Consider the following 23512-nt stretch of genomic DNA (forward strand, 5'->3'; position numbering starts at 1 on the left):
GCCCGAGAGATCTACCGAGTCCTGACCACGCCCAGCACACCGAGCACCACCACCGAGCAGCTCACCATCGCTGCTTGACATCCATAAGAGCATCCCTCCGGCCCGTCTCCACGGGCCCGGCGGGGTGCCGAGCGGGCCCGCGCGAGACGCGCGCGGCCCGCTCGCCGCGTTCGCTCAGGTCCCCGGCCGTGAGCCGAGGGGGCTGCCGCCGAAACCCCCGCTGCCGGTGACCTGCCGGTGCCACCAGTCGGCCATCGCGGACTCGTCCATGGCCGACCAGTCCGGCGCGTCGACGACCTGCGCCGCGCCGAGCCGGCGGCCCAGGTCCACCAACTCCAGCCCCGCCGTGCCCCGTTCGCGCTCGTAGACGGACAGTGCGGCGGTCCACGAGCCGTCGGCGCCGCGCACCGCCTCCTCGAAGGCGTGCGCGTCCTGGAGGGCCTTCACCGCGCCGCTGGTGTTGTGCGGGCGGACGACCGTGGCGGCGTCGCCGGCGAGCAGCAGGCGCCCGGCCGTGCGCCGCGGGGTCGCGAGGTCGTAGATCGGCTGGAGGAAGGTGCGCTCCGGCGGGGTCAGGGTGACCACCGCGGCCCAGTACGGCGGCAGCCGCCGTTCGGCGAGCTCGGCGAGTTCGCCCGCCCGCCCGGCGTCCAGCGCGCCCGCCGGGATGCTGGTCGGGCCGCTCAGGCGCAGCCACGCGGGCGTGGGCGCGTAGAAGACCCAGTTCACCTGCGTCGTGCCGGGGTCGACGCCCGGGATGCGGTAGAGCACGACCTGGCCGCCCGGGTAGCAGACCGTCGCGCACTCCTCCTCCGGCCAGGCCCGCGCCCCGCCGGGCAGCTGCTCCAGCAGCGTGGCGTCGTAACTGCCGCGCCAGCACACGTACCCGGCGTACTCGGGCCCCACCTGCGGGCAGACGGCCTCGCGCACCGCCGAGCGGTAGCCGTCCGCGCCGATCACGAGGTCGTACGGCTCGCGGGCCCCGTGACCGTCGGCCACCCAGGCGCCGTCGCCGTCGTCGTCGCCGCCGACCTCCGTCACCGTCGTGCCGAGCCGGAATTCGACGTTGGCGGGCGTCCGTGCGCGCAGGGACTGCCAGAGCACGCCCCAGTGGAAGGAGTGGAACTCGAAGGGCTGGGTCCACAGCCGCCGTCCGCGCGCGTCGCCGGCGCCCGGTGCGTCGTCGCGGGTGACCCAGCGGCGCAGGGCGAGGCGGTGGCGGCGGACGTCCGCCGGGACGTGCCCGGCGTCGACGAGCTCGGCGAAGCGGGCGTCCTGCATGCAGAGGCCGACGCCGCGGTCCTCCAGCAGGCCCGGACTGCGCTCCAGGACCACGACCCGCTCGGCCCCCTGCCGGGCCGCCGCCCGGGCGAAGGCGCTTCCGGCGATGCTGCCGCCGACCACGGCGACCGAGCCACCCCTCATGTCCGTCCCCCTCCTGTGCGTTCGACTGCTTCGGGTGCTTCGACGTTGCCAGTGCCAGGACGATACCGCCGAGCCATTATGCAACTAGTTGCACATGGCTCCGGGCGTCCCCTACCCTGCGGTAACCAGAGCAACCCCGCCCTCCAGGAGACGTCGATGAGCGCCACGCCCGGCAGCCCCTACCCCCACCTGCTCAGCCCGCTCGACCTCGGCTTCACCACCCTGCCCAACCGCGTGGTGATGGGCTCGATGCACGTCGGCCTGGAGGAGGCCCCCGACGGCTTCGACCGCATGGCCGCCTTCTACGCCGAGCGCGCCCGCGGCGGCGTCGGCCTGATCGTCACCGGCGGCATCGCCCCCAACGAGGCCGGGCGCCCCTGGGAGGGCGGCGCGATGCTCACGACCGAGGAGGAAGCGGACAAGCACCGCGTCGTCACCGACGCCGTGCACGCGGCCGGCGGCAGGATCGCGATGCAGATCCTCCACTTCGGCCGCTACGCCTACCACCGCGACCTCGTCGCCCCCAGCGCGCTCCAGGCGCCGATCAGCCCGTTCGTCCCGAACGCGCTCACCGCCGAGCAGGTCGAGCAGACCGTCGAGGACTTCGCGCGCTGCGCCGAGCTCGCCCGCCGCGCCGGCTACGACGGCGTCGAGATCATGGGCTCCGAGGGCTACCTGATCAACGAGTTCATCGTCGCGGCCACCAACCACCGCGAGGACGAGTGGGGCGGGCCGTACGAGCGGCGGATGCGCTTCCCGGTCGAGATCGTCCGCCGGGTCCGCGAGCGGGTCGGCGAGGACTTCATCATCGTCTACCGCCTCTCCATGCTCGACCTCGTGCCCGGCGGCTCCACGCTCGCCGAGGTCGTGCAGCTCGCCCAGGCCGTCGAGGCGGCCGGCGCGAGCATCATCAACACCGGCATCGGCTGGCACGAGGCCCGCATCCCCACCATCGCCACCTCGGTGCCGCGCGGCGGCTTCGCGTGGGTCACCAAGAAGGTGATGGGCTCGGTCGGCATCCCGCTCGTCACCACCAACCGCATCAACACCCCGGAGATCGGCGAGCAGCTGCTCGCCGACGGCTACGCCGACCTGGTGTCGATGGCCCGCCCGCTGCTCGCCGACGCCGACTTCGTCGCCAAGGCCGCCGACGGCCGCGCCGACTCCATCAACACCTGCATCGGCTGCAACCAGGCCTGCCTCGACCACACCTTCAACCTCCAGATCACCTCCTGCCTGGTCAACCCGCGCGCCTGCCACGAGACCGAGCTCGTGCTCTCGCCGACGAAGCTCCGCAAGCGCATCGGCGTCGTCGGGGCCGGCCCGGCCGGGCTCGCGTTCACCGTCTCCGCCGCCGAACGCGGCCACGACGTCACGCTGTTCGACGCCGCCGACGCGATCGGCGGGCAGCTGAACATCGCCCGCCGCATCCCCGGCAAGGAGGAGTTCGACGAGACGCTGCGCTACTACCGCACCCGGCTGGCCGAACTGGGCGTCACCCAGCGCCTGGGCGCCGTCGTGACCGCCGAACAGCTCACCGCCGAGGGCTTCGACGAGATCGTCCTCGCCACCGGTGTCACCCCCCGCACCCCCGCCGACATCCCCGGCGTCGACCACCCCAGCGTGGTCGGCTACCTCGACGTCCTGCGCGACGGCGTCCACGTCGGCGAGCGCGTCGCGATCCTCGGCGCCGGCGGCATCGGCTTCGACGTCGCCGAGTACCTCACCGACCAGGGCGACGCCGCCAGCCTCAACCCGCCCGTCTTCCAGGCCAAGTGGGGCATCGACACGGAGTACCGCGAGCGCGGCGGCCTGCGCCGGCCCGAGCCGCCCAAGCCGCCGCGCCAGGTCCACCTGCTCCAGCGCAAGACCACCAAGGTCGGCGCCGGACTCGGCAAGACCACGGGCTGGATCCACCGCACCGAACTCAAGCACCGCGGCGTGAAGATGGTCGCCGGCGTCACCTACGACCTCATCGACGACGCCGGACTGCACGTCACCATCGACGGCGAGCGCCAGCTCCTGCCCGTCGACACCGTCGTGCTCTGCACCGGCCAGGAACCGCGCCGCGACCTCGACGCCGAGCTGCGCGCCCTCGGCCGCACCCCGCACCTGATCGGCGGCGCCGACGTGGCCGCCGAACTCGACGCCAAGCGGGCCATCAAGCAGGGCACCGAGCTGGCGGCGGCGCTGTAACCGGTCGCGGGCCTAGGATCGACCGCATGTCGCTGCCCCACGCCATCCTCACCGCCCTGCTGGAGAGACCCTCCTCCGGGCTGGAGCTGACCAGGCGCTTCGACAAGTCGATCGGTTTCTTCTGGTCCGCGACCCACCAGCAGATCTACCGCGAGCTGGGCCGGCTGGAGGCCTCCGGACACATCCGGGCCCTCCCGCAGGCCGGCCCGGCCCGCGGCCAGAAGAAGGAGTACGAGGTGCTGGCGGCCGGCCGCGCCGAGCTCGAACGCTGGACGGCCGAGGGCTCCGACCCGCGGGCCGTCCGCGAACCCCTGCTGCTGCGGCTGCGCGCCGCGGCGGTCGTCGGCTCCGCCGGTCTCGACGCCGAGCTGCGGCGGCACCTCGCGCTCCACCGAGCGCAGTTGGACGACTACCTGGCGATCGAGCGGCACGACTTCCCGTCCGAGCGCGCCGACGGCGAGAACCGGCTCCAGCACGCCGTGCTGCGGGCCGGCATCGGGCTGGAGACGTTCTGGGTGGAGTGGCTCACCGAGACGCTGGACGCGCTGCCGACCGACTGACCTGCGGCTTTCCGTTCCCGCGCGCTCCGCGCCGACCCCGGTGGGACACTGGTGGCCTGTCCCTGCCCGAACTCTCGACCGGGGGCCCGCATGCCTCACTCCAGGCCGCTCCACGCCCTCACCACCGCGGTGCTCGTCGCAGCGGTCGTCTTAGGCCCGGCGCACCTGGCCGCCGCCTCGACGCCGACGCAGGACCTCCCCACGGCCGACCAGCTCAAGGCGGCGCTGCTCACCGTCGACGACGTCGGTCCCGGCTACACCGAGGTCCCCACCGCCAGCAGCAGCCCCAGCCCTGGCGAGAATCCCTCCCCGGCCAGCGGCTGCGACGCCCTCAGCGCGCTCATCAACATGCACGCCGACGCCACCCCGACGCCCGGGAGCCCCCACGTCGAGGTCGAACTCGACGGCGAGGACGGCAATCCGATGGTGACCGAGAACCTCACCGCCGAGGACGCGGGCAAGCTCACCACCGACTTCAACACCGCCACCGACGCGTTCCGCACCTGCCGCCAGATCACCTTCAACGCCGGCACCGAGGACTCGGTGAGCTTCACCGTCGCCCCGGTGACCCTCGGCGACCGCCCCGACGCCCCCGCCGTCCGCCTCGACGGCACCCTGGCCGGCGTCCAGCTCAACGCCTACATCGGCATCGAGCGCTTCGGGACGGTCGCGATGGTCTTCGGCTACTTCCAGCGCCAGGACGACGGCTCCCAGGAGGCGTCCTTCCAGTACCGTACCGCCGTGGCCAAGGCCGAACGCACCCTCGGCGCCACGGCCGGCACCAACACGCCCCCGACGCTGCCCACGACCGCCCAGTCCGCGGCGGTCTGAGGTCGGCGGCACTCAGCCGATGACGACCATTGCGGCCACGGTGATGACGAAGCCGGGCAGCGCCCGGCGCCAGTCGCTGCCGCCGGCGGCCGTCTCCGCGCGGGGGACGTTGCGGGAGTGGGCGAGGAGGCCCGGGCCGACGAGGAAGACCGGCCGGCCGATGAGGTGCCGGAGCAGCACGGGCCGAGCCCAGGCCACCCGGGAGCGGACCTCTACCGGTCGGCGTCCTCGGCCAGTTGGAGGCGCAGGTGGGCGGGGCAGGCCGGGTTGGCGGCCACCCGGGCGCGGACGCGCGGGCTGCGGTCGCCGGCGAGCCCGGCCAGGACGTCGGGCGGGCAGTGCGGGTTTCCGGCGGCCCACTCGCGTTCGCGGCGGTAGGCGGAGGCCGCGGCGGTGCGGAGGAGGGCGGGGTCGGTCGTGCGGGCGAGGGCCCACCAGCGGACGTACCGGTGGGGGTCGCGGACGCCCGCGTCGACGAGTGCGGGCGGGGCGGCCGGGTTGGTGACGACCGAGATCCGCACCTCCACGTCCGGGTCGCCGCCGAGGCGCCGCAGCGCGGCGGCGGGCGTGTGCGGGTTGCCCGCCGCGGCGTTGCGCACCGGCCTGCTGCCGCGCAGGGCGGCCTGGCGCAGGGCGGGTTCGGAGCGTGTGCGGGTCACCGCGTGGACGCGGACGGCCTCGTGGCGGTCGGTGGCGAGCCGGTCGACGACGTCGGCCGGAGCGGTCGCGTACCGGGCGACGGCGAGGCGGACGGCCGACGAGGTGCTCGCCGCCAGGGTGCGCAGCACCTCGTCGGGCAGGCCGTCCCGGAGGGCCGGGCGTTCGCCCTCGTGACACCAGGCGGGCGCGGCGAGCGCCCGCCCGCAGCCGTCGACGTACGTCTCCCCGCAGAGCAACTCCCGGTCCACAGTGGCCTCCTGAGCGCGCGCAGCTCGTTCTGCCACGGTAAGGGCGCAACGGTGCGACGGGTACGGCGCCCGGGGGCGCGCCGGCGGCCGGGTGGTGCCACGCGGCTCCAGGACCGCCTGTGATCCGCTCGGCTGAGGCGGTGGCCGGACCGTCGGGTTCCCCAACTCCCAAGCGGCGGTCAAGGATTCTTGACCGCCGCTTCACACGCCCGGACCCCGGCGGTGTGCCACGCTGTGCGCCCCACCGCCGCGCGTGCGCGTGCCGACGAGGAGAGCCGTGAGCGAGCCGAGACGCCCGATCGAGGACTTCCCCGCCCACCCGGACGGCGACCCGGCCGCCGACCTGGCCCACGCGGTCCGCGAGCGCCGTGCAGCCCTCGGGCTGTCCGTCGAAGAGCTGGCGGAGCGAACGAAGTTGACGGTACATCAGGTGCGTGCGATCGAGTCCGGCCACGCCGCGCCGACCCTTCCGCTCCTGACCGCCCTCGCCGGAGCGCTGCGCACCGCGTTCACCGCCTAGCGGGCTCCCGGGCGCACCGGCTCGTTCGTCGTCGTGCGCACGAGCGCACGCGCCTGCTCGGCGGTGAGCGGGTGGGCGAAGAGGTAGCCCTGACCGAGCGGGCAACCCATGGCGGCGAGCAGGTCGCGCTGTTCGGGGTGCTCGATGCCCTCGGCGATCACCTGGACGCCGAGCGTGTCGGCGATCCGGGCGATGCCCTCGACGAGGGCGTACTGCTGCTGCGAGGAGCCGAGGCCGTCGATGAACGACTTGTCGATCTTCAGGATCGAGATGGGGAACTCGCGCAGGTAGGACAGCGAGGAGTAGCCCGTCCCGAAGTCGTCGATGGCGATGCCGACGCCGAGACCGGAGAGGGTGCCCATGTCGTCGTGGACGCGCTCGTCGCGGCGCATCAGGACCGACTCGGTGAGTTCCAGGACGAGCGTGCACGGGTCGATCCCGGAGGTCGCGACCGCGTGCCGCACGACGTCGACGAAGCCCGCGTCGCGGAACTGCCGGGCGGAGACGTTGACGTTGACGCGCAGCGGCTGCCGCCCGGTGGCGGCGCGGGCGGCGGAGCTCACCGCGTGCCACGCGGCGGCCTCCTGGGCGGCGCGTTCGAGCACCCACGCGCCGAGCGGGACGATCTGGCCGCTCTCCTCCGCGAGGGCGATGAACTCGTCGGGCAGCACCATCCCGCGCCGGTCGTGCGGCCAGCGGACCAGGGCCTCGAAGGAGACCAGGTCGCCGGTGCGCAGGTCGATGATCGGCTGGTAGTACAGCTTGAACGCGGACTCGGCGATCGCGGTGTCCAGGTTCTCGTTCAGCTCGTGCCGCTCCACCAGCCCGGCCTGGAAGGCCGGCTGGTAGTGGCAGGACTGGCGGCGCCCGGCCGCCTTCGCCGAGTACAGCGCGAGGTCGGCGTGGGTGAGCAGCTCGGCGGCGTCCACGCTGTCCTCGGTCGTCGCCACGCCGATGCTCGCCGTCACCCGCACCGAGCCCGCGCTCAGCTTGAACGGCTCGGCGAACACCGCCAGCACGCCCTCGGCGATCGCGTCGACGTCGTCCGGGCGCAGCACGTCCTCCACCAGTACCGCGAACTCGTCGCCGCCCAGGCGTGCCGCGGTGTCGGAGGAGCGCAGCGCGGTGGAGACCCGCAGGGAGACGGCGACCAGCAGTTCGTCGCCCACCGAGTGGCCCTGGGTGTCGTTGACCACCTTGAAGTCGTCGAGGTCGATGAACAGGACCCCGGTGACGGCGCCGCTGCGCTCGCCGCGCGACAGCGCGTGGCCGACGCGGTCCAGGAACAGGACGCGGTTGGCGAGGCCGGTGAGCGAGTCGTGGAAGGCGCGGTGGGTGAGCTCGCGCTCCATGCGGCGCTGGTCGGTGACGTCGCGCAGGGTGAGCACCAGGCCGCCGACGGTGGGGTCGCTGCGGAGGTCGGTGTGGCGGACCTCGGCCTCGATGGGGGTGCGGTCGGTGCGCAGCAGGCGCCAGTGGTCGCGCGGCTGCTCGCGGTGGGTGTCGCGGGGCCGGTCGCTGGCGTGCTCCGGCGCCCCCGACGGGTCGGCGGGCCCGCGCATGCGGGCCAGCGCCTTGCCGACGGCCCGGCTGTCCTCCGGCGGCACGAGCTCGGTGAACTGGGTGCCCTCCAGGTCCGGGTAGCCGAGGACGCGCTCGGCCGACGACGAGGCGTAGCGGATGCCGTCGTCGGCGTCGAGGATCAGGATGACGTCGCTCGCGTTCTGCACGAGGGTGCGGAAGTACAGCTCGCTGTTGCGGCGGATGATCTCCCGGCTCAGCATGACGCGCTCGACGGCCAGGGCCGCCTGCGCGGCGAGGATCTCCAGTGAGCCCCAGAGACTGGTGAGCTCCTGCTCGGTGCCGGTGACGATGAGCGCGCCGATCAGCGGGTCGCCGGAGGGGCGTTCGGCGAGGGTGAGCGGGCACAGGAGCGCGCAGGGCATGCCGTCGGGGCGGGTGACGAGGCCGTTGCCGATGTCCTCGACCGGCAGGAGGCGGGTCTCGCGGTAGGCGGCGAGCGCCAGCACCTCGTCCGGCCCCCCGGGGTGCTCGGTGGCGGTGTGCCGGGCCGCGCCGCGCTCGGCGTGCCGGACGTGCAGGACGCCGCCCTCGGTGACGGCGAGCAGCGCGACGTGCCCGGCCTCGGCGGGCATGAGGGTGGAGGCGGCGGCCTGGACGGCGTCGGCGACCTCCTCGACGGTGACGGCGGCGGTGAGCGACGCCCCGGCCACGCGCAGTGCGCGTTCGCGCCCGACGGCCTGCCGGCGGGCCACCACGACCACCGCGAGGCGTGCCAGGACCAGGAGGTAGAGGAGGGCGGAGAAGGCACCGATCACGCCCGCGTTGCTGGTGTTGCCGTTCAGCGACTCGATGATCAGGATCGCCGGGGCGATCAGCGACGCGAGCGTGAGCAGCGCGAGCCGGCCGCGCCCGAGGTCGGGCTGCTGGGTGGGCACCGGCCGGGTCAGCTCGACCATCGACGGGTGCAGCGCGGCGGCGCCCCACGCGGTGTAGAAGGCGGCCCAGCCGAGTTCGACCGGCCCGCCGATGCGCCAGGTGCCGTGCAGCTGGATCAGCCCGTACAGGACGTCCGAGGTCAGGATGCCGAGGGTGCCGACGGTGAGCAGCTGCAGGGAGCGGCTGTTGCCGCCGCGCGGGGTCAGCAGGCGCAGCAGCAGGGCGAGTACGACGACGTCGCCGAGCGGGTAGGCGATGGAGACGGCCTTCGGGAACCAGTCGAGGTCGGCGTTCCGGGCGTACGGGAGGATCAGGTAGATCCAGGAGAGCAGGGCGAGGCCCATGGTGAGGATCAGGGCGTCCAGCAGGCTCGCGCGGTCCTGATGGGCCGTCCGCCAGCGGATGAAGCCGAGCACGCCGGCCGCGTACAGCACGAACTCGGCGAGGTAGAAGCCGTCGGCCACCGACGGGAACGGGTTGTTCAGGTGCAGGATCTGCAGCTGGACGGCCTGGACGACCTCGCCCGCGGTGAAGCTGAGGTTCGCGAGCGCCAGCAGGTACCAGGGCAGCGCGTGGGACGGGTGGTTGAGGCGGACGCCGATCACGATGGCGGCCACGCCGCCCAGCCCGATGCCCGTCCACCAGACGATCCGCTGCGAGGGGTCGGAGTAGTAGGCCGATACGAAGGCCACCATCCACAGCAGGTAACAGACCATCAGGCGTTGTCGCCGGCGTGTCAACGAGGCTACCTCCTCCGCGACTTCACCCCGCCGGTCGGGCGGGGGCGCGTGACGGGGGCGCGCGCGTCGCCGGGCGTCCGGTCCTGGGGCGCCCGGTCCCGTCCGGTGCCGGGACTTCCGGCGGATCGCCACCGGACGTTCCCAATGTGCCGTGAGTGCGTATAGTCGGAAATGTCGCACCTCCCAGCATTCTGCCGCCACACCACGAGGTCAAGCCGGTGGACGACGCAGTCGACAGCGCACAGGGCGCACCCAAGGAAGCGGGCCCCGGTCGTCACGCCGTGGTCCGCAATGACAACGGTCAGTATGCGATCTGGCCCGGCGACTTGACGGTTCCGGGCGGCTGGCGGCGCGTCTTCGGGCCGGCCGGGCGGGCCGAGTGCCGTGCGCACGTCGAGCGGGAATGGCGGCCGGACGACCTGGGGTTCGCGGTGTCCGGGCGGCCGGGAGGCCGTGACGCCACTGCTGCCCGGGCGCCCGCCGGCTTCGCGGGCACCGTGCACGGGCTGTTCCGGGTGCGGGCCGCGCACGACCCGGAGGCGGTCGCGGTGGTCGCCGACGACGTCACGCTGAGTTACCGCGAACTGGACCGGCGCAGCGACCGGTTGGCGGCCGCGCTGCGGGCCCGCGGCGTCGGCGCGGAACGGGTCGTGCCGGTCTGCCTGCCACGGGGTGCGGACCTGGTCGTCGCGTGGCTGGGGGTGCTCAAGGCGGGCGGGGCCTTCCTGCCGCTGGACCCGGCCAACCCGGAGCGGCGGCAGGCCCGGCTCGTCGAGGACTGCGGGGCGCGGGTGGCGGTCGGCGCCGTCCCGGGGGTGGAGACCGTCCCGGTGGACGGCCCGGCGGCGCGGGGCCCCGTGCCCGATGCCTGCGCCCCCGACGACCTCGCCTACCTGATCTACACCTCCGGCACCACCGGCACCCCCAAGGGCGTCCCGGTCACGCACCGTTCGCTCGTCTTCACGCTCGACCGCGTCATCCACGCCTACGGCCTCACCCCCGGCGACCGCGTCCTGCAGCTCGCCGCGCTCGGCTTCGACACCGCGCTCGAACAGGTGCTCGCCGCCCTGCTCTCCGGCGCCACCCTCGTCCTCGGCGGCAGCCGCACCTGGGCGCCCTTCGAACTCGTCGCCCGGCTTCGCGAACTCGGCCTCGCCGTCGCCGACCTCACCCCCGCCTACTGGCACCACGTGCTCGCGCTGCTCCCCGCCGGCGGGCCGGGGCCGCGGGCGCTGCGGCTGATCGTCGTCGGCGGGGACGTCGTGCACGCCGACGACTGCCGCACCTGCCTGGAGCGGCTGCCCGGCGTCCGGCTGGTCAACGCGTACGGCGTCACCGAGGCGGCCGTCACCTCGACGCTGTGCGAGGTGACGCCCGCGGTGCTGGACGGCGGCGCGGCCGGCCCGGGGGCGCCGGTGCCGATCGGCCGGCCCCTGCCGGGCGTGCGGGTGCACGTCCTGGACGCCCGGATGAGCCCCGTGCGGCCCGGCGAGAAGGGCGAGATCCACCTCGGCGGGCCCGGCCTCGCCCGCGGCTACTGGCGGGCCCCCGGTCTCACCGCAGAATCGTTCCTACCCGACCCGTACGCCGCCGTTCCCGGCGAGCGGATGTACCGCACCGGCGACGCCGGACGCTGGCGGGCCGACGGGCAGCTGGAGATCCTCGGCCGCTTCGACGACCAGGTCAAGGTGCACGGCTACCGGGTCGACCCGGCGGAGATCGAGGCCGTCCTGGCCGGCCACCCCGACGTCCGGCTGGCCCGGGTCGCCGCCGACGGCGACCCGGCCGGCGGCCCCCGCCGCCTCACCGCGTACTACACGCTCGCCGAGCACGCCGCCGCCGACGGCGACGGGCGCCGCGACGGCCTCCGCGCCTACCTGGCCGAGCGGCTGCCCGCGTACATGGTCCCGGCCTCCTTCGTGCCGCTGGACGCCATGCCGCTCACCCCGGCCGGCAAGATCGACCGCCGCCGCCTCCCGCAGGCCCGGCCGCAGGCGCGCGGGGTCGGCAGGAGCCCCGCCGCGAGCCCCGCCGCCGACGCCGTCACGAACTCCACCGCGGGCGCCGTCGCGAGCCCCGGAACCGGCACCGGCCCGGGCGCGGCCGGCGCGGTCGAGGACGCCGTCGGACACCTGTGGGCCGAACTGCTCGACGTCGAACTCGTCCACCCCGCCGACGACTTCTTCGACCTCGGCGGCACCTCCCTGCTCGCCATGGAGATGCTCGCCCGCGCCCGCCTCGTCTTCGGGATCGACGTCACCCGCATCCGCGCCCTCACCCGCGCCCTCCTGCGCGACGCCACGCTGCGCGCCTTCGCCGCCGCCGTGCGGGACGCGCGGGCCGGCGGCAGCGGCTCCCGCGAGACCGCCGTCGACTGGGCCGCCGAGGCCGAACTCGGCCACCCCGTGGGCCAGTCCTGGCACCCCGCGCCCTGCCGCGCCGAACCCGCCGAGATCCTGCTCACCGGCGCCACCGGCTTCTGCGGCGCCCACCTGCTGAACGCCCTGCTCGCCACCACCCGCGCCCGCGTCCACTGCCTGGTCCGCGCCCCCGACGAGGAACACGCCCTCGAACGGCTGCGCGCCACCCAGCAGCGCTTCCTGCGCCACGACCTGGCCGACGCCCGGGTGGTGCCGGTGGTCGGCGACCTCGGCGAACCGCTGCTCGGAATGACGCGGCGCCAGTTCGACTGGATGGCGCAGAACCTGGACGCCGTCCACCACCTCGGCGGGCAGGTCAACTTCATCTACCCCTACCACCAGCTGCGCGGCCCCAACGTCGGCGGCACCCGCGAGGTCGTCCGCCTCGCCGGGCTCAGCCGGGGCGTGCCCGTGCACTACCTCTCCACGCTCGCCGTCATCGCCGGGTTCGGCGCCGCGGGCATCCGCGAGGTCACCGAACGGACGCCGCTCGCGCACCCGGACCGGCTGGGCGTCGGGTACGTCGAGAGCAAGTGGGTGGCCGAACAGCTGCTGCACAACGCCGCCGCGGCCGGACTTCCCGTCACCGTCCTGCGCACCAACGACGTCACCGGGGACCTGGCGACCGGCGTCATGAACCACGGCACGGAGATGTGCGCGCTCATCAAGTACATGGCGGACAGCGGCACCTGCCCCGACGTGCGGCTCGCGCTCGACTACGTCCCCGCCGACCGCTTCGCCCGCGCGGTGGTCCACATCGCCGCCCACGCGCCCGCCGACGGCGAGGTGTACCACGTGACCTCGCCCCTGCCCGCCGACCTCTCCGACCTCGCCGAACGGCTCCGGGTGCGCGGCTACCCGGTGGCCCAAGTCCCCTACCGGGAGTGGGTGCAGGGCCTGGTCCGGTACGCCGCCGCGCACCCGACCCACCCGATCGCCCCCTTCGTCCCGCTGTTCGTCGACCGGGCCCCGGGAGCGGCGATGTCGATCAGCGAGATGTACTTCCACCCGACCTTCCCGCGCTTCGACCGGACGCACACCGAAGCGGCGCTGGCGGGCAGCGGCATCCGGCTCCCGGCGGTGGACGCCGAGCTGCTCGACCTCTACCTCGGGCAGCTGGAGGCGGACGGGTACCTGGGGGCGGGAGCGTGAACGCCTTCGCCGGGGTGGACCTGCGGGCCGCGCCCGGCGACGGGCCGGTGGCGTTCGGGGCGGGGCTCGGGGCCGAGGAGATCCTCGCCGCCTACCGGTGCGGGCTCTTCCCCCTGCCGGCCGCCGACGAGTTCGCCATCGCCTACAACGAGGCGAGGTTCGAGGAGGCCGTCGAGGCGGGGGAGATCGCCCTCCTCGGCGGCGACGACCCCTACGCCGTCGCGTGGTGGTCGCCCGACCCCCGGCCCGTCATCCGGCCCGGCGGGGTCCGGCTCGGGCGGCGGCTCGCGCGGCGGCTGCGCAACCGGCTCGGGTGGTGGACCAGTGCCGACCTGGCCTTCGGCGAGGTCCTCGCGCGGTGCGCCGAGGGCCGCCAACCGGCCTGGCTGGTACCCGAGTTGGTCAACGGCCTCGCCGGGCTGCACGCGCTCGGCGCCGCCCACAGCGCCGAGGTGTGGGAGGGGGAGGAGCTGATCGGCGGCGTCTTCGGTGTCACCGCCGGGCCCGTCCTCAGCCTCGACTCGATGTTCCGCCGCCGCCCCGACGCGGCCCGCGTCGCCGTCGCCGACCTCGCCGCCCGCTTCGCCGCCGCCGGGGGCCGGCTCCTCGACGCGCAGTGGGACGGCCCGCACGTGCGCAGCCTCGGCGCGGCGCCGCTGCCCCGCGCCGACTACCTGGAGGAACTCGCGGCGCCCGCGGACCTCCGCCCGCTGAGCACCGACCGGCTGCCGGCGGCCCGGCTGGGCTGACGCGGGCCGGGACGAGCCGAGCCGGCTCCAACCGACGGCCCTTTACCCGACTTGGCCTGTCTTCGACAAAGTTATTCCCCGTCAGTAACATGACGCCGCGTGTTCAACAGCTCGATAGGCAGGGCCGTCCGCCCCGCCATCCTCACCCTCGTCCTGACCGGGGTCGCCGCGTGCGGGCCGACGTCCACCGGTACCCCCCAGGCCGCCACCGAGCCGGCCGCTACCCCCGTCGCCGCCGCGGCGACCGACACCGGTCCGGCCGGTGCCGCCCCGACCTCCGGCGCCCCGCGTGCCCGCGCCACCACGGCCGCCGCCGCGCCCACCGTGCGCCCGACGGCCTCCGCGACCGTCGCGGCGGCCCCCGCCGGAGCCCAGCAGGCCGCCATCGGCACGCCGGGCAAGGACGGCGGCGCCGTCACCGCCACCGCGAAGAACCTCCAGCTCACGGCGTACGACCCGGCGGGCGGCACGGCCGTCCTGGCGGCCGCCCCGGGCGCGGCCGCGCCGACCGCGAGCCCGAGCGCCCCGTCGGCCGCACCGTCGACGGCCGCGCCGAGCGCGTCCGCGAGCGCCGCCGCCGTGCAGCCCGGCGCGCTGATCGCCAGCCCGCCGACCGCCGCCGCTCCCCAGGGCGCGCTCGTGGCCGTCACCGCCGTCCAGCCCGGAGCCGGCGACAGCATCAAGCTCGCCACCCGCCCGGCCACGCTCGCCGAACTGCTCGGCGGCACCGAGGCGGACGGCAAGGTCGCCGTCGACCCGCACGGCATCAAGGTGACGCCGCTGGTCAAGGACCTCAAGGCGACCGTCGGCGCCGGCTCCGGCGGCGTGCAGGCCGATGCCTCCGGCACCCTGGAGGTCGACGTCAACGCCCCGATCCCGCTGCCCGAGGGCGCGAGCGTGGCTGCGACCGGATCCCTCCAGCTGCACCCCGCGGTCCACTTCGCCTACCACGGCGCCGCCGCGGGCAGCCCGCGCACGGCGTCCATCGGCTTCGACCTCGGGGCCAACGCCCACTGGAAGGTCACCGGCGACCTGGCCCGCAGCACCGGCGCGGCGCCCGTCCGGCTACCGTTCGCCAAGCTCCAGGCGAGCCCGGTGCTGACCGTCGCCGGCCTGCCCGTCGTGGTCAACCTCGGCCTCACCTGCTACCTGGAGATCAGCGCCGACGGCCAGGTCCACGTCGAGGCCGAGCAGGAGGCCACCGGCACGTGGTCGGTGCGCGCCGACTACACCGGCGGCAAGGGCTGGGCCCCGATCAGCGACGCCGCCGACACCAAGGTCTCCCCGGTCCACCTGCGGCTGAACGGCAAGGCCGGCGTCCGCGCCGCGCTCGGTGCCGAGGCCAGCGTCGGCCTGTACGACACGGTCGGGGTGGAGACCACCGTCGCGCCCTACCTGAGCGCGAAGGCGGAGGGCTCGCTGAGTGCCGACGTCCCGGGCGGCACCCCGCAGGCGCAGGGCAGCTGGTCGGTGGTCGGCGGCATCGACCTGAACGGCGCGCTCACCGCGCACCTGAAGATCTTCGGCACCCCGATCATCGAGGGCAAGCTCCCGCTGCCGCCCTTCCACCGCGAATGGCCCCTCCTCGCGGGCACGGCCGCCCTCCCGTCGCCGCGCCCGAGCAGCTGACGCGACGGCACGCGCCGGGTGGCGTACCGACAGCTGACAGATGACAGATTTCGAAATCTGCCATCTGTCAGCTGTCATCTGTTTGCCGCCGGTTGTCCTCCGCCGGCGTCGCGCCCTGCGCCGTAAATCCCCCGGTACCGCCCGCTCGCGGGCCTACGCTTGCCGGATGTTGTCTGTGGTGGTGGCTCCCTGGGGGAGCGGTGAGCCGGTGTTCGGACGTGCGGCGGACGTGCGGCACTACGCGGCGAGCACGATGAAGGTCGCCGTGCTCGCGGCGCTGCACCGGAGCGGCGTCGACCTGGACGCCGAGGTGCCCGTGGTGAACCGGTTCGACTCGGCCGTGGGCGGCGAGTTCGCCAACTCCCGTGACGGCGACGGCGATCAGCTGCCCTGGGAGCTCCTCGGCGCAACCGCGCCGCTCCGCACGCTCGCCGAGCGGATGATCACCCACTCCTCCAATCTCGCCACCAACCTGTGCCTCGCCGCCGTCGGCCCCGAGGCGGTGGCCGGGGTCTGGCGGCGGGCCGGGGCGACGCACAGCACCACCCCGCGCGGGATCGAGGACGTCGCCGCGCGCGAGGCCGGTGTCGACAATCTGGTGACCGCCCGCGACCTCGTCCGGCTGCTGCGCTCCCTGGACGGCGAGCCGGAGCTGCTGGCCCTCCTGGAGCGCAACGCCTACCGGGTGGACCTCGCGGCCGGACTGCCGCCGGGCACCCGGATCGCGTTCAAGAACGGCTGGGTCACCGGTGCCCGGCACAGCGCGGGCGTCGTCTACCCGGACGACTGCCCGCCCTACCTGATCGCCGTCTGCTACACCGGCCCGCTCGCCTCCGGCCACGGCACCGCCGACCCGGCGGCCCGGCTGGTCGCGCGGATCTCGGCGGCCGTCTGGGACCGCCGCCGGGACGTCACCGCCCGACCGTGAACCGGGCTGCCGTCATCAGTACGGCTTGACGAGCACGTGCGCCGCGCCCGGGATGCCGACCTTCAGCAACTCGTCCTCCTCCGGCGTGGTGGGCGTTCCGGTCTCCTGCTTGAGGATCGCGCGGGAGAGTGCCTGCACCCACAGTGCGCGCGGGCGGCGGCGCTCCTCCCAGGCGGTGAGGGCGGCCTCGACGGAGTCGGCGGCGTCGAGGCTCAGCGCGAGCACGAGCGCGTCCTCGACGGCCATCGCCGCACCCTGGGCGAGGTGCGGGGTGCTGGCGTGGGCGGCGTCGCCGGCGAGGGCGATGCGTCCGATGTGCCAGGGCTCCTCGACGGTCACCTGGGAGATGCGCGAGTGGACCACCGCGGCCGGGTCGGTGACCTGGGCGAGGGCCTCGGCGACGGGGCCGCCGAAACCTGCGAGGCGCTCGGCGAGCTGGTCGTGGGCGCGCTCCGGGTCCGGGCGGAAGTCCTCGGGCTCGGCGAACACCGCGCCCAGGTACATGAGTTCGGTGCTGATCGGGGTGAGCAGCGCCTTGGCCTCCAGGTTTCCGGCGGACATCACGACGCCCTGCACCTCGGGCGAACGCGGCAGTGTGACACGCCAGTTGGCGAAGCCGGTGTACTCGGGGGCGTACTTCTCCCCGTACAGGCGCCTGCGCAGCGGCGAGCCGATGCCGTCGAAGCCGACCACGAGGTCGTAGCGGCCGCTGTGGCCGTCGGTGAGGGTGATGTCCACCCCGTCGGCGTCGTCGGCGAGTTCGGCGATCGTCGTGCCGAAGCGCAGGCGGGCCCCGGCCGCGGTGGCGGCGGCGCCGAGCACCTCGGCGAGGGCGGGCCGCGGGATGCCGATGTTGGCGGGGGCGTCGCCCATGCGGGGCTGCGGGATCCGGGCGAGGGTGGTGCCGGCCGGGTCGCAGATGGTCAGCACCTCCCACTCGAAGCCGGCGTCCAGGCAGGCGTCCAGGACGCCGATCCCGCGCATCACGTGCAGGGCGTTGGAGGGCTGGATGATGCCGACGCCCAGCGCCTCCAGGCCGTCGCGCAGTTCGGCGACGTCGACGTGGTGGCCGCGCCGGGCGAGGGCGGTGGCGAGGGTGAGACCGCCGATGCCGCCGCCGTGGACGAGGACGCGCAGGGGAGAGGTCATGCGGGGCTCCAGGGAGTGAGGGGCGAGCCGGCTCAGCCGACGGGGGCGGCGGTGCCGGCGAGGTCCATCAGGTGGTCGACGAGGGCGAGCAGGAGGTCCCGACCGAAGGCCCGTTCGCGGACGTCGCCGATCAGCATCGGCACCTGCGGGTCGAGGTCGAGCGCGGCCCGGATCTCGTCGGGGGCGCGGGTGTTGTGGCCGTGGAAGCAGTTGATCGCGACCACGAACGGGATGCCCCGGCTCTCGAAGAAGTCGATGGAGGCGAAACTGGTGTCCAGCCGCCGGGTGTCGGCGATGACGATGCCGCCGAGGGCGCCGTTGACCAGGTCGTTCCACATGAACCAGAAGCGCTCCTGGCCGGGGGTGCCGAACAGGTAGACGACGAGTTCCGGGCTGACGGTGATCCGCCCGAAGTCGAGGGCGACGGTCGTGGTGTCCTTCTGGTCGACGCCGGCCAGGTCGTCGACGCCGACGCTGGCCTTGGTCAGGTACTCCTCGGTGCGCAGCGGGGCGACCTCGCTGACCGTGCCCACGAGGGTGGTCTTGCCGACGCCGAAGCCGCCCGCGATGAGGATCTTGACGGCGGCGGGGGCCGCGGGGTGGGGTGTTGCCATGGTCACAGTCTCCGGAGTCCTTCGCGTACGGCCGTGAGCAGGCCGAGGTCCGCACCGCCGGCGGCCCGGGCCACCGAGAGCGGCGCACGGGCCCGCAGCAGGCCCTGGGCGACCAGGTCGCCGAGCAGGATCTTGGTGACCGAGACCGGGAGGTCCAGGCCGGCCGCCACCTCGGCGACCGCGGCCGGCCGGCGGCAGCGGTCGAGGATCGCCCGGTGTTCGGGCTGGAGGGCGCGGACGCCGCCGCGGCTGCGCGCGAGGGCCCGGGCGGCCTCCTCCTCGTCGGTGGTGAGCACCGTGATCAGGGTGAGGTCGTCGCGTTCGGGCGCGGTGCGGCCGCGGGTGATGGTGTACGGGCGCACCATCGTCCCGCCGTCGAGGTCGTCGTCCTCGTCGTCGAGTTCGCTCCAGTGCGGGCCCACCCGCGTCAGCCCCGTCCGGTGGCGCCGGGCCGGCGGGCGGCGAAGGCGTCGAAGGAGCCGGGGGCGCCCTCGCCGCGCACGGGGGTGCCGAGCTTCTGGCCGACCTGCTGCACGAGGGTGTGCATGGCCACCGACATCACCTCGGCATCGACCTCCTGGGAGGCGACGACGGCGAGGTGGGTGCCCTGGGCGGCGGCGATGACGAACAGCCAGCACTCGGCGAGCTCGACGATCACCTGGTGGACCGGTCCGCCGTCGAAGAGCTGGCCGACGCCGCGGGCCAGGCTCTGCTGGCCGGTGGCGACGGCGGCCAGGCGCTCGGCGTCGGCGCGCTCGATGCTGCGGGAGTGGCTGACGACCAGGCCGTCGTCCGAGAGCAGGACGGCGTTCCTGGTCCCGGGGACCGAGTCGACGAGTCCGTCCAGCAGCCAGTCGAGGTCCTGGTGGGTGGCGATCGTGCGGTTCATGACTGGTCATCCGTTCGTGTCGTTCGGGGGTCCGCGGCCGGCAGCGCCCAGGGGGAGGACTCCGGTGCGTGCGTCGGGGAGCCGGCCGGGGCGGTGGGGGCAACCGGCGGGGTGGCGGTCCGGGCGAGGGAGGTCTCGCCACTGTCCTGGGAACCGCCCTGGAGGCCCTGTGCGCGGGCCGCGCGGGACTGGCGCTGGAAGGCGCCGATGGTGGCGCCGGAGCGGCGCACCGGGCGCTGGAACGGGCCGCCGGCGGGCTGCCCGTCCGCCCCGGGCGCGGCCGGCACGGGCCGCCGGGGCTCCGCCTGCTCGCCGGGCGGCGGCGGGACGCGCAGCTCGGCCGCGAGGCTGGCCTGACGGATGCGCTGCGGCAGCGGCGGCTGGTGGCCGTCGGCGGCGCTGAGCGGCACGGCGGAGGCGTACTCGCGTCGTCGGCGCCGCTCGGCCAGCCGGTAGTGGTCGGCCGGGCGGTACTGCTCGTCGGCGTATGGGGCTTCGGCGTCCGTCACCAGGGCGTAGGCGATGTCCGGGTAGGCGGGGGCGTCGTGGGCGGGCGTCTCGTGCGAGGGCGCGTCGTGCGAGGGCGCCTGGTCGAGGGCCGTGTCCGGGGCCGCGGAGCTGTGCTCGACCGGCTGGTCGGCGGGGCGCCCGGGGCGCTGACCGTCGTACGGGGCGCCGTACCGGTCGTCGTGCGGGTCGGGAGACGGGCCGCCCTGCGGTGCGGTGTGGGGTACGGCGTGCGGCGCGGCGTGTCGGCCCGCGGGCCCGAACGACCCGGCCGCTGTCCCGGTGGCCGGATCGGCGTGCCCGGTGTACTCGGCGGGCCCGGAGGACCCGGCGGGGGCGTGGTCCCCGCCGGCCGCCCCGAAGGAGTCCGCCGGGGAGGGCGCGTGGACCGGCCGCGCCTCGGGCGCCTCGCTGGACGCCGTCATCAGCGCCTTGCGCGAGCGCCGCACGAGCGGGATCGGCCCGGCGGCCGCGGCCGGCGCGTGGGCGGCGTCGGGCAGCCCGGCGTCGCCGTCGATGACGAGCTCGGACGGCACGAGGACGACCACCCGGGTGCCGCCGAACGCGGAGGGGCGGAACTCGACCTTCAGGCCGGTGTTGGCGGCCAGCCGGGCGACGACGTGGAAGCCGAGGCGGATGTCGTCGCCGCGCTCCAGGACGTCCATGCGCGCGGGCGGGCGGAGCATCAGCGCGTTGGCCGCGTCGTACTGCTCCGGGTCCATGCCGAGGCCGCGGTCCTCGATCTCCACGGCGAGCCCGCGCCCGACCATCGCGGCCCTGACCTCGACCGGCGTCGGCGGCTTGGAGAAGGTGGTGGCGTTCTCCATCAGCTCGGCGAGCACGTGGGCCACCGGCCCGACGGCCCGCTCGGAGAGCCAGGGGTGGCCCTCGACGTCCAGCATGATCCGCCGGTAGTCCTGCACCTCGCCCTGCGCGGCGCGCAGCACGTCCAGCAGTGGGACGGGCTTGCGCCAGCGCCGCTGCGGCTGGCCGCCGGCCATGATGACGAGGTTCTCCTCGTAGCGGCGCAGGCGCGCGGTGAGGTGGTCGAGGTCGAACAAGCCCTCCAGGACCTCCGGGTCCTCGTGCTTGCGCTCCAGCTCGTCCAGGCGCCGTAGCTGGCGGCCGATCAGCAGCTGGGTGCGGCGGGCGATGCGCTGGAGCAGCCGCTCGAAGCCGCGGTGCTGCTCGGCCTGCCGTACGGCGGTCTCCAGGGCGGAGGTGCGGGCGGCGTTGAGCGCCTGGCCGAGGGTGGCGAGTTCGTCGGTGCCGCCGCCGCGCAGGGTGCCGGCGGCGGCCGTGATCGCGCGGCTCTCGGCCTCGACGTCGACCTGTTCGCCGCGCCCGAGGCGCTCCACGACCTCGGGCAGGGTGCGCTCCAGCTCCTCGGCCTGGGTCTGGAGCTCCTTGATCCGGCGGCGCAGCGAGCGGCTGAGGCGCCAGCTCGCGATGCCGATCCCGACGACGGCGACCAGGCCGACGGCGGCGGTCAGCACGACGGTGGTCAGGAGCGAGACGATGGAGTTCAGGCCGACCTTGACCACGCCGTCGGTGCGGGTCTCGATCGCCTTGACGAGCTGCGGGTTGACCTGGTCGACGGCCTGGCGCCACTGGTCCTGCATCGGCGGCAGCCTGACGGTGGCACCGCCCGGCTCGGCGGCCGTCGGCTTGGTCAGCGCCTGCTCGACGGCCGTCTTGGCCTGCCAGGACGGGCTGTTCATCAGGTCGTGCCAGGCCGGCGCCTCCCCGGCGGGGACGTACGGCGCGATCTGGACGGCGAACAGGTGGTCCTGCGCCCCGATCGCCTCCTGCACCTGCTGGTACTCGGCGACGCCGAGCCGCCCGGAGGGCCAGCCGCGGGCCAGGATCGCGTCCTCGCGGGCGAGCATCTCCTTGGCCCAGAAGGCGTTGACGAGGGTCTTGGAGATCCAGGTGATCTCACCGGTGTCGACGTGGCTGAGCGCGGTGAACAGCCGCAGGTCCACGGCGATCAGGTCGGTGTAGTAGGCGTACAGCGACTGCTGGTCGATGGAGGCGCGGTCGACGGCGGCCCGCTGTTCGCCGAGCCGGCCGAGCGCCTGGCGGGCCTCGGCCACGGCGGTGCGCACCTCGGTGGGGGCCTCGTCGGCGGTCTCGCCGGACAGCGCCTGGAACTGGCGCACCGCGTCGTCCGTCAGCTGCCGCTGCCTGCGCAGCTGGTCGACGTTGGCGCCGGGTCGGGCGAGCGCCTCGGCGCTGAGCCGGCGCTCCTCCTGGAGGTTGTAGTAGACGATGTTGGACGGCTGGCCGGCCTTCTGGGCGAGCATGCCCTGGGCGGCCTGCCGCTGGAAGGAGGAGAGCGTCTCGCCGCTGGTGACCGCCCAGAGCAGGGCGAGGGCGATGCTGGGGACGACGGCCAGGACGAGCAGCGCCGTCCGCAGGGACAGGCGCGGACGCCTGCGGGGGGCCTTCGGCGTCGGGGGCCGCCGATTCGCACGCGCGCGCAGAGCTGACTCCTTAGGGCGGGCTTTTTGACGAAGCGATACTAGTCATACCGTGTTATTGAAGTGAAAGCCCGTTCGCCGTCTGGACGGTGCTCGCGCACCGCTCCGACACAATGTCATCTCCCCGTTGGCCGTTCGCCAGCGAACGGCCCCTGGTCGGGGCCGTTCGACCCAGTGTCATGCACGTGGCCGCCCGGAGGGTGGCGCCTGTGTGAAGAATGTGTGACGTCCATCGCGGACATGCCATCAGGTCCCGAGCAGCCGCGCCCGTGTGCTCTCCAGTTCCACCGCGAGCACCCGTCCGGCCTCCTCGGCGTCCGCACGGCGCAGCGCCGCGAGGAGGCCGGCGTGGGCGTCGTAGCCGTGGTCCGGGTCCCCGGCGCGCAGCCCCAGCAGTCCGACGAGCGCGACCGGGTGCTCCCTCAGGAGGGGGGCGAACTGGGCGAACGGGTCGTCCAGTACCGGGTTGTGAGCCGCCGCCACGACGGCGGTGTGCCGCGCGATGTCCGCGTCGACGAAGGCCGCGTCGTCCGCCGCGCCGGCCGCGAGGTCGTCGGGTCCGGCCCGGACGCGGTCGCCTACGTGGAGGCCCGGGTCGGCGGCGAGGTGCGCTGGGGTGCCGGGCGCGACGCGTCGGTCCTGACGGCGGGCGTGCGGGCGGTGCTCAGCGCCGTCGGCCGTGCGCGGGGCGTGGAGCCGAGCGCGCGGCGGAGCGTGCGGGGCTGGGCGTGCGGGGCTGGGCGTACGGGGCTGAGCGCGCGGGGATGAGCGCGCGGGAGTGGGAAGTCGGCCGCACCGACTTCCCGCTCCCCGTTCAGCAGGCGCGGGCCGGCTACTGGAAGGTCCGGAGCACGAGCCCGTCCCGCCCGCACAGGACGACCCGCGACGGGGCCCGCTTGCCGGCGGCGACGAAGTACTCCCTGATCCGGCCGGCCGTGTCGCGCAGCCCGGCCTCGGTCGCCTCCGAGATCGGACCGGGCGCCTGCCAGTGCATCGTCAGTTCCCACGGCCGGCCCCGGCCGCCGCCGCGCGGGGCGGTCGGCTCGGCCTCGAGGCCCAGCCGACCGAGCAGTTCGAGGATCGCGTTCATGTCGGTGCCGTCGATGTGGACGAAGTCCTCTTCCACCAATATCGCATCCATGCCCGACCACTTACCCGCCGCGGACCGGACAACGCCGACGTCAGCCGGGAACCCCTCCGTCACCTCGGGAAGGCGGTCCCGGTCCCGGTCCCGGTCCCGGGGCCGGTGCCCGGGGACGTCTCGCCGCCGGATGTCCGAATTGCCGGTCAGGAGGGGATTCGGGCGGGATTCCCGGCCTGGCCACCTTCTCCATTGCGACAGCGGTGAGTAA

At 74.7% G+C, this 23512-nt stretch carries 20 protein-coding genes; 9 read left to right on the plus strand and 11 right to left on the minus strand.

Annotated elements, in window-relative coordinates; translation table 11 throughout:
* Positions 1-174 precede the first annotated feature (174 nt).
* Positions 175-1425, minus strand: a complete 1251-nt coding sequence (locus AB0C76_RS00005) for a monooxygenase (protein ID WP_359957097.1) — start codon at positions 1423-1425, stop codon at positions 175-177.
* Between the two features lie 156 nt (positions 1426-1581).
* Between AB0C76_RS00005 and AB0C76_RS00010 the strand changes: the two genes are divergently transcribed.
* From AB0C76_RS00010 to AB0C76_RS00020, 3 genes are all read left to right on the plus strand, one after another.
* Positions 1582-3621, plus strand: a complete 2040-nt coding sequence (locus AB0C76_RS00010) for an NADPH-dependent 2,4-dienoyl-CoA reductase (protein WP_359957100.1) — start codon at positions 1582-1584, stop codon at positions 3619-3621.
* A gap of 26 nt (positions 3622-3647) precedes the next feature.
* Positions 3648-4181 (plus strand): PadR family transcriptional regulator, encoded by a 534-nt coding sequence (locus AB0C76_RS00015; RefSeq protein ID WP_359957103.1) that lies wholly within the window; start codon positions 3648-3650, stop codon positions 4179-4181.
* A 90-nt stretch (positions 4182-4271) separates the two neighbouring features.
* Positions 4272-5012 carry a hypothetical protein gene (locus AB0C76_RS00020; protein WP_359957106.1) on the plus strand — a complete coding sequence of 247 codons (741 nt, stop codon included), beginning with the start codon at positions 4272-4274 and terminating at the stop codon, positions 5010-5012.
* A gap of 12 nt (positions 5013-5024) precedes the next feature.
* Here AB0C76_RS00020 and AB0C76_RS00025 read toward each other — a convergent pair whose 3' ends face one another.
* Positions 5025-5192 (minus strand): hypothetical protein, encoded by a 168-nt coding sequence (locus AB0C76_RS00025; protein WP_359957109.1) that lies wholly within the window; start codon positions 5190-5192, stop codon positions 5025-5027.
* Positions 5193-5224: 32 nt separating this feature from the next.
* On the minus strand, positions 5225-5920 hold the full coding sequence (locus tag AB0C76_RS00030; protein ID WP_359957112.1) for a hypothetical protein: 696 nt from the start codon (positions 5918-5920) through the stop codon (positions 5225-5227).
* 277 nt (positions 5921-6197) lie between these two features.
* On the opposite strand from AB0C76_RS00030, the gene AB0C76_RS00035 reads away from it, so the two are divergent.
* Complete coding sequence (locus tag AB0C76_RS00035) at positions 6198-6440, plus strand: helix-turn-helix transcriptional regulator (protein WP_359957114.1); 243 nt, start codon at positions 6198-6200, stop codon at positions 6438-6440.
* Here AB0C76_RS00035 and AB0C76_RS00040 read toward each other — a convergent pair.
* Positions 6437-9640, minus strand: coding sequence for an EAL domain-containing protein (locus tag AB0C76_RS00040; protein WP_359957117.1), 3204 nt, complete (start codon positions 9638-9640; stop codon positions 6437-6439). The genes AB0C76_RS00035 and AB0C76_RS00040 overlap by 4 nt on opposite strands.
* Positions 9641-9858: 218 nt before the next feature.
* Between AB0C76_RS00040 and AB0C76_RS00045 the strand changes: the two genes are divergently transcribed.
* The 4 genes from AB0C76_RS00045 (at position 9859) to AB0C76_RS00060 (ending at position 16518) form a co-directional block, all read left to right on the plus strand.
* Positions 9859-13212: an amino acid adenylation domain-containing protein gene (locus tag AB0C76_RS00045; protein ID WP_359957120.1), complete on the plus strand. Its 3354-nt coding sequence runs from the start codon at positions 9859-9861 to the stop codon at positions 13210-13212.
* Positions 13209-13961 (plus strand): leucyl/phenylalanyl-tRNA--protein transferase, encoded by a 753-nt coding sequence (locus AB0C76_RS00050; protein WP_359957123.1) that lies wholly within the window; start codon positions 13209-13211, stop codon positions 13959-13961. Before AB0C76_RS00045 ends, AB0C76_RS00050 begins: the two co-directional genes overlap by 4 nt.
* Positions 13962-14060: 99 nt before the next feature.
* On the plus strand, positions 14061-15590 hold the full coding sequence (locus AB0C76_RS00055) for a hypothetical protein (RefSeq protein WP_359957125.1): 1530 nt from the start codon (positions 14061-14063) through the stop codon (positions 15588-15590).
* 166 nt (positions 15591-15756) lie between these two features.
* Positions 15757-16518 carry a serine hydrolase gene (locus AB0C76_RS00060; protein ID WP_359957128.1) on the plus strand — a complete coding sequence of 254 codons (762 nt, stop codon included), beginning with the start codon at positions 15757-15759 and terminating at the stop codon, positions 16516-16518.
* 15 nt (positions 16519-16533) lie between these two features.
* On the opposite strand, the gene AB0C76_RS00065 is transcribed toward AB0C76_RS00060, so the two are convergent.
* From AB0C76_RS00065 to AB0C76_RS00090, 6 genes are all read right to left on the minus strand, one after another.
* Positions 16534-17667: an FAD-dependent monooxygenase gene (locus AB0C76_RS00065; protein ID WP_359957131.1), complete on the minus strand. Its 1134-nt coding sequence runs from the start codon at positions 17665-17667 to the stop codon at positions 16534-16536.
* 32 nt (positions 17668-17699) lie between these two features.
* Entirely contained in the window at positions 17700-18281 is a 582-nt protein-coding gene (locus AB0C76_RS00070) for an ATP/GTP-binding protein (RefSeq protein WP_359957134.1), read from the minus strand.
* A 2-nt stretch (positions 18282-18283) separates the two neighbouring features.
* On the minus strand, positions 18284-18646 hold the full coding sequence (locus AB0C76_RS00075) for a DUF742 domain-containing protein (RefSeq protein ID WP_359958044.1): 363 nt from the start codon (positions 18644-18646) through the stop codon (positions 18284-18286).
* A gap of 62 nt (positions 18647-18708) precedes the next feature.
* Complete coding sequence (locus tag AB0C76_RS00080) at positions 18709-19170, minus strand: roadblock/LC7 domain-containing protein (protein ID WP_359957137.1); 462 nt, start codon at positions 19168-19170, stop codon at positions 18709-18711.
* Positions 19167-21983 (minus strand): nitrate- and nitrite sensing domain-containing protein, encoded by a 2817-nt coding sequence (locus AB0C76_RS00085; RefSeq protein ID WP_359957140.1) that lies wholly within the window; start codon positions 21981-21983, stop codon positions 19167-19169. Before AB0C76_RS00085 ends, AB0C76_RS00080 begins: the two co-directional genes overlap by 4 nt.
* A gap of 423 nt (positions 21984-22406) precedes the next feature.
* Complete coding sequence (locus tag AB0C76_RS00090; RefSeq protein ID WP_359958047.1) at positions 22407-22664, minus strand: FCD domain-containing protein; 258 nt, start codon at positions 22662-22664, stop codon at positions 22407-22409.
* Between AB0C76_RS00090 and AB0C76_RS00095 the strand changes: the two genes are divergently transcribed.
* The gene (locus AB0C76_RS00095) at positions 22653-22928 is read left to right on the plus strand and encodes a hypothetical protein (RefSeq protein WP_359957142.1); all 276 of its coding nucleotides are present in this window, start codon (positions 22653-22655) and stop codon (positions 22926-22928) included. The genes AB0C76_RS00090 and AB0C76_RS00095 overlap by 12 nt on opposite strands.
* 64 nt (positions 22929-22992) lie before the next feature.
* Here the strand turns inward: AB0C76_RS00095 and AB0C76_RS00100 are convergent, their stop codons facing one another.
* On the minus strand, positions 22993-23301 hold the full coding sequence (locus tag AB0C76_RS00100) for a hypothetical protein (RefSeq protein ID WP_359957144.1): 309 nt from the start codon (positions 23299-23301) through the stop codon (positions 22993-22995).
* Between the last annotated feature and the right edge of the window lie 211 nt (positions 23302-23512).

This window comes from Kitasatospora sp. NPDC048722 (assembly GCF_040650235.1).
Lineage (GTDB): Bacteria > Actinomycetota > Actinomycetes > Streptomycetales > Streptomycetaceae > Kitasatospora.

Bases quoted from the DNA above. Each gene is read 5' to 3' on its own strand.
- AB0C76_RS00005 (WP_359957097.1), bottom strand. From the start codon at position 1,425: ATGAGGGGTGGCTCGGTCGCCGTGGTCGGCGGCAGCATCGCCGGAAGC.
- AB0C76_RS00010 (WP_359957100.1), top strand. From the start codon at position 1,582: ATGAGCGCCACGCCCGGCAGCCCCTACCCCCACCTGCTCAGCCCGCTC.
- AB0C76_RS00015 (WP_359957103.1), top strand. From the start codon at position 3,648: ATGTCGCTGCCCCACGCCATCCTCACCGCCCTGCTGGAGAGACCCTCC.
- AB0C76_RS00020 (WP_359957106.1), top strand. From the start codon at position 4,272: ATGCCTCACTCCAGGCCGCTCCACGCCCTCACCACCGCGGTGCTCGTC.
- AB0C76_RS00060 (WP_359957128.1), top strand. From the start codon at position 15,757: ATGTTGTCTGTGGTGGTGGCTCCCTGGGGGAGCGGTGAGCCGGTGTTC.
- AB0C76_RS00065 (WP_359957131.1), bottom strand. From the start codon at position 17,667: ATGACCTCTCCCCTGCGCGTCCTCGTCCACGGCGGCGGCATCGGCGGT.
- AB0C76_RS00070 (WP_359957134.1), bottom strand. From the start codon at position 18,281: ATGGCAACACCCCACCCCGCGGCCCCCGCCGCCGTCAAGATCCTCATC.
- AB0C76_RS00075 (WP_359958044.1), bottom strand. From the start codon at position 18,646: ATGGTGCGCCCGTACACCATCACCCGCGGCCGCACCGCGCCCGAACGC.
- AB0C76_RS00080 (WP_359957137.1), bottom strand. From the start codon at position 19,170: ATGAACCGCACGATCGCCACCCACCAGGACCTCGACTGGCTGCTGGAC.
- AB0C76_RS00085 (WP_359957140.1), bottom strand. From the start codon at position 21,983: ATGCTCGCCCAGAAGGCCGGCCAGCCGTCCAACATCGTCTACTACAAC.
- AB0C76_RS00100 (WP_359957144.1), bottom strand. From the start codon at position 23,301: ATGGATGCGATATTGGTGGAAGAGGACTTCGTCCACATCGACGGCACC.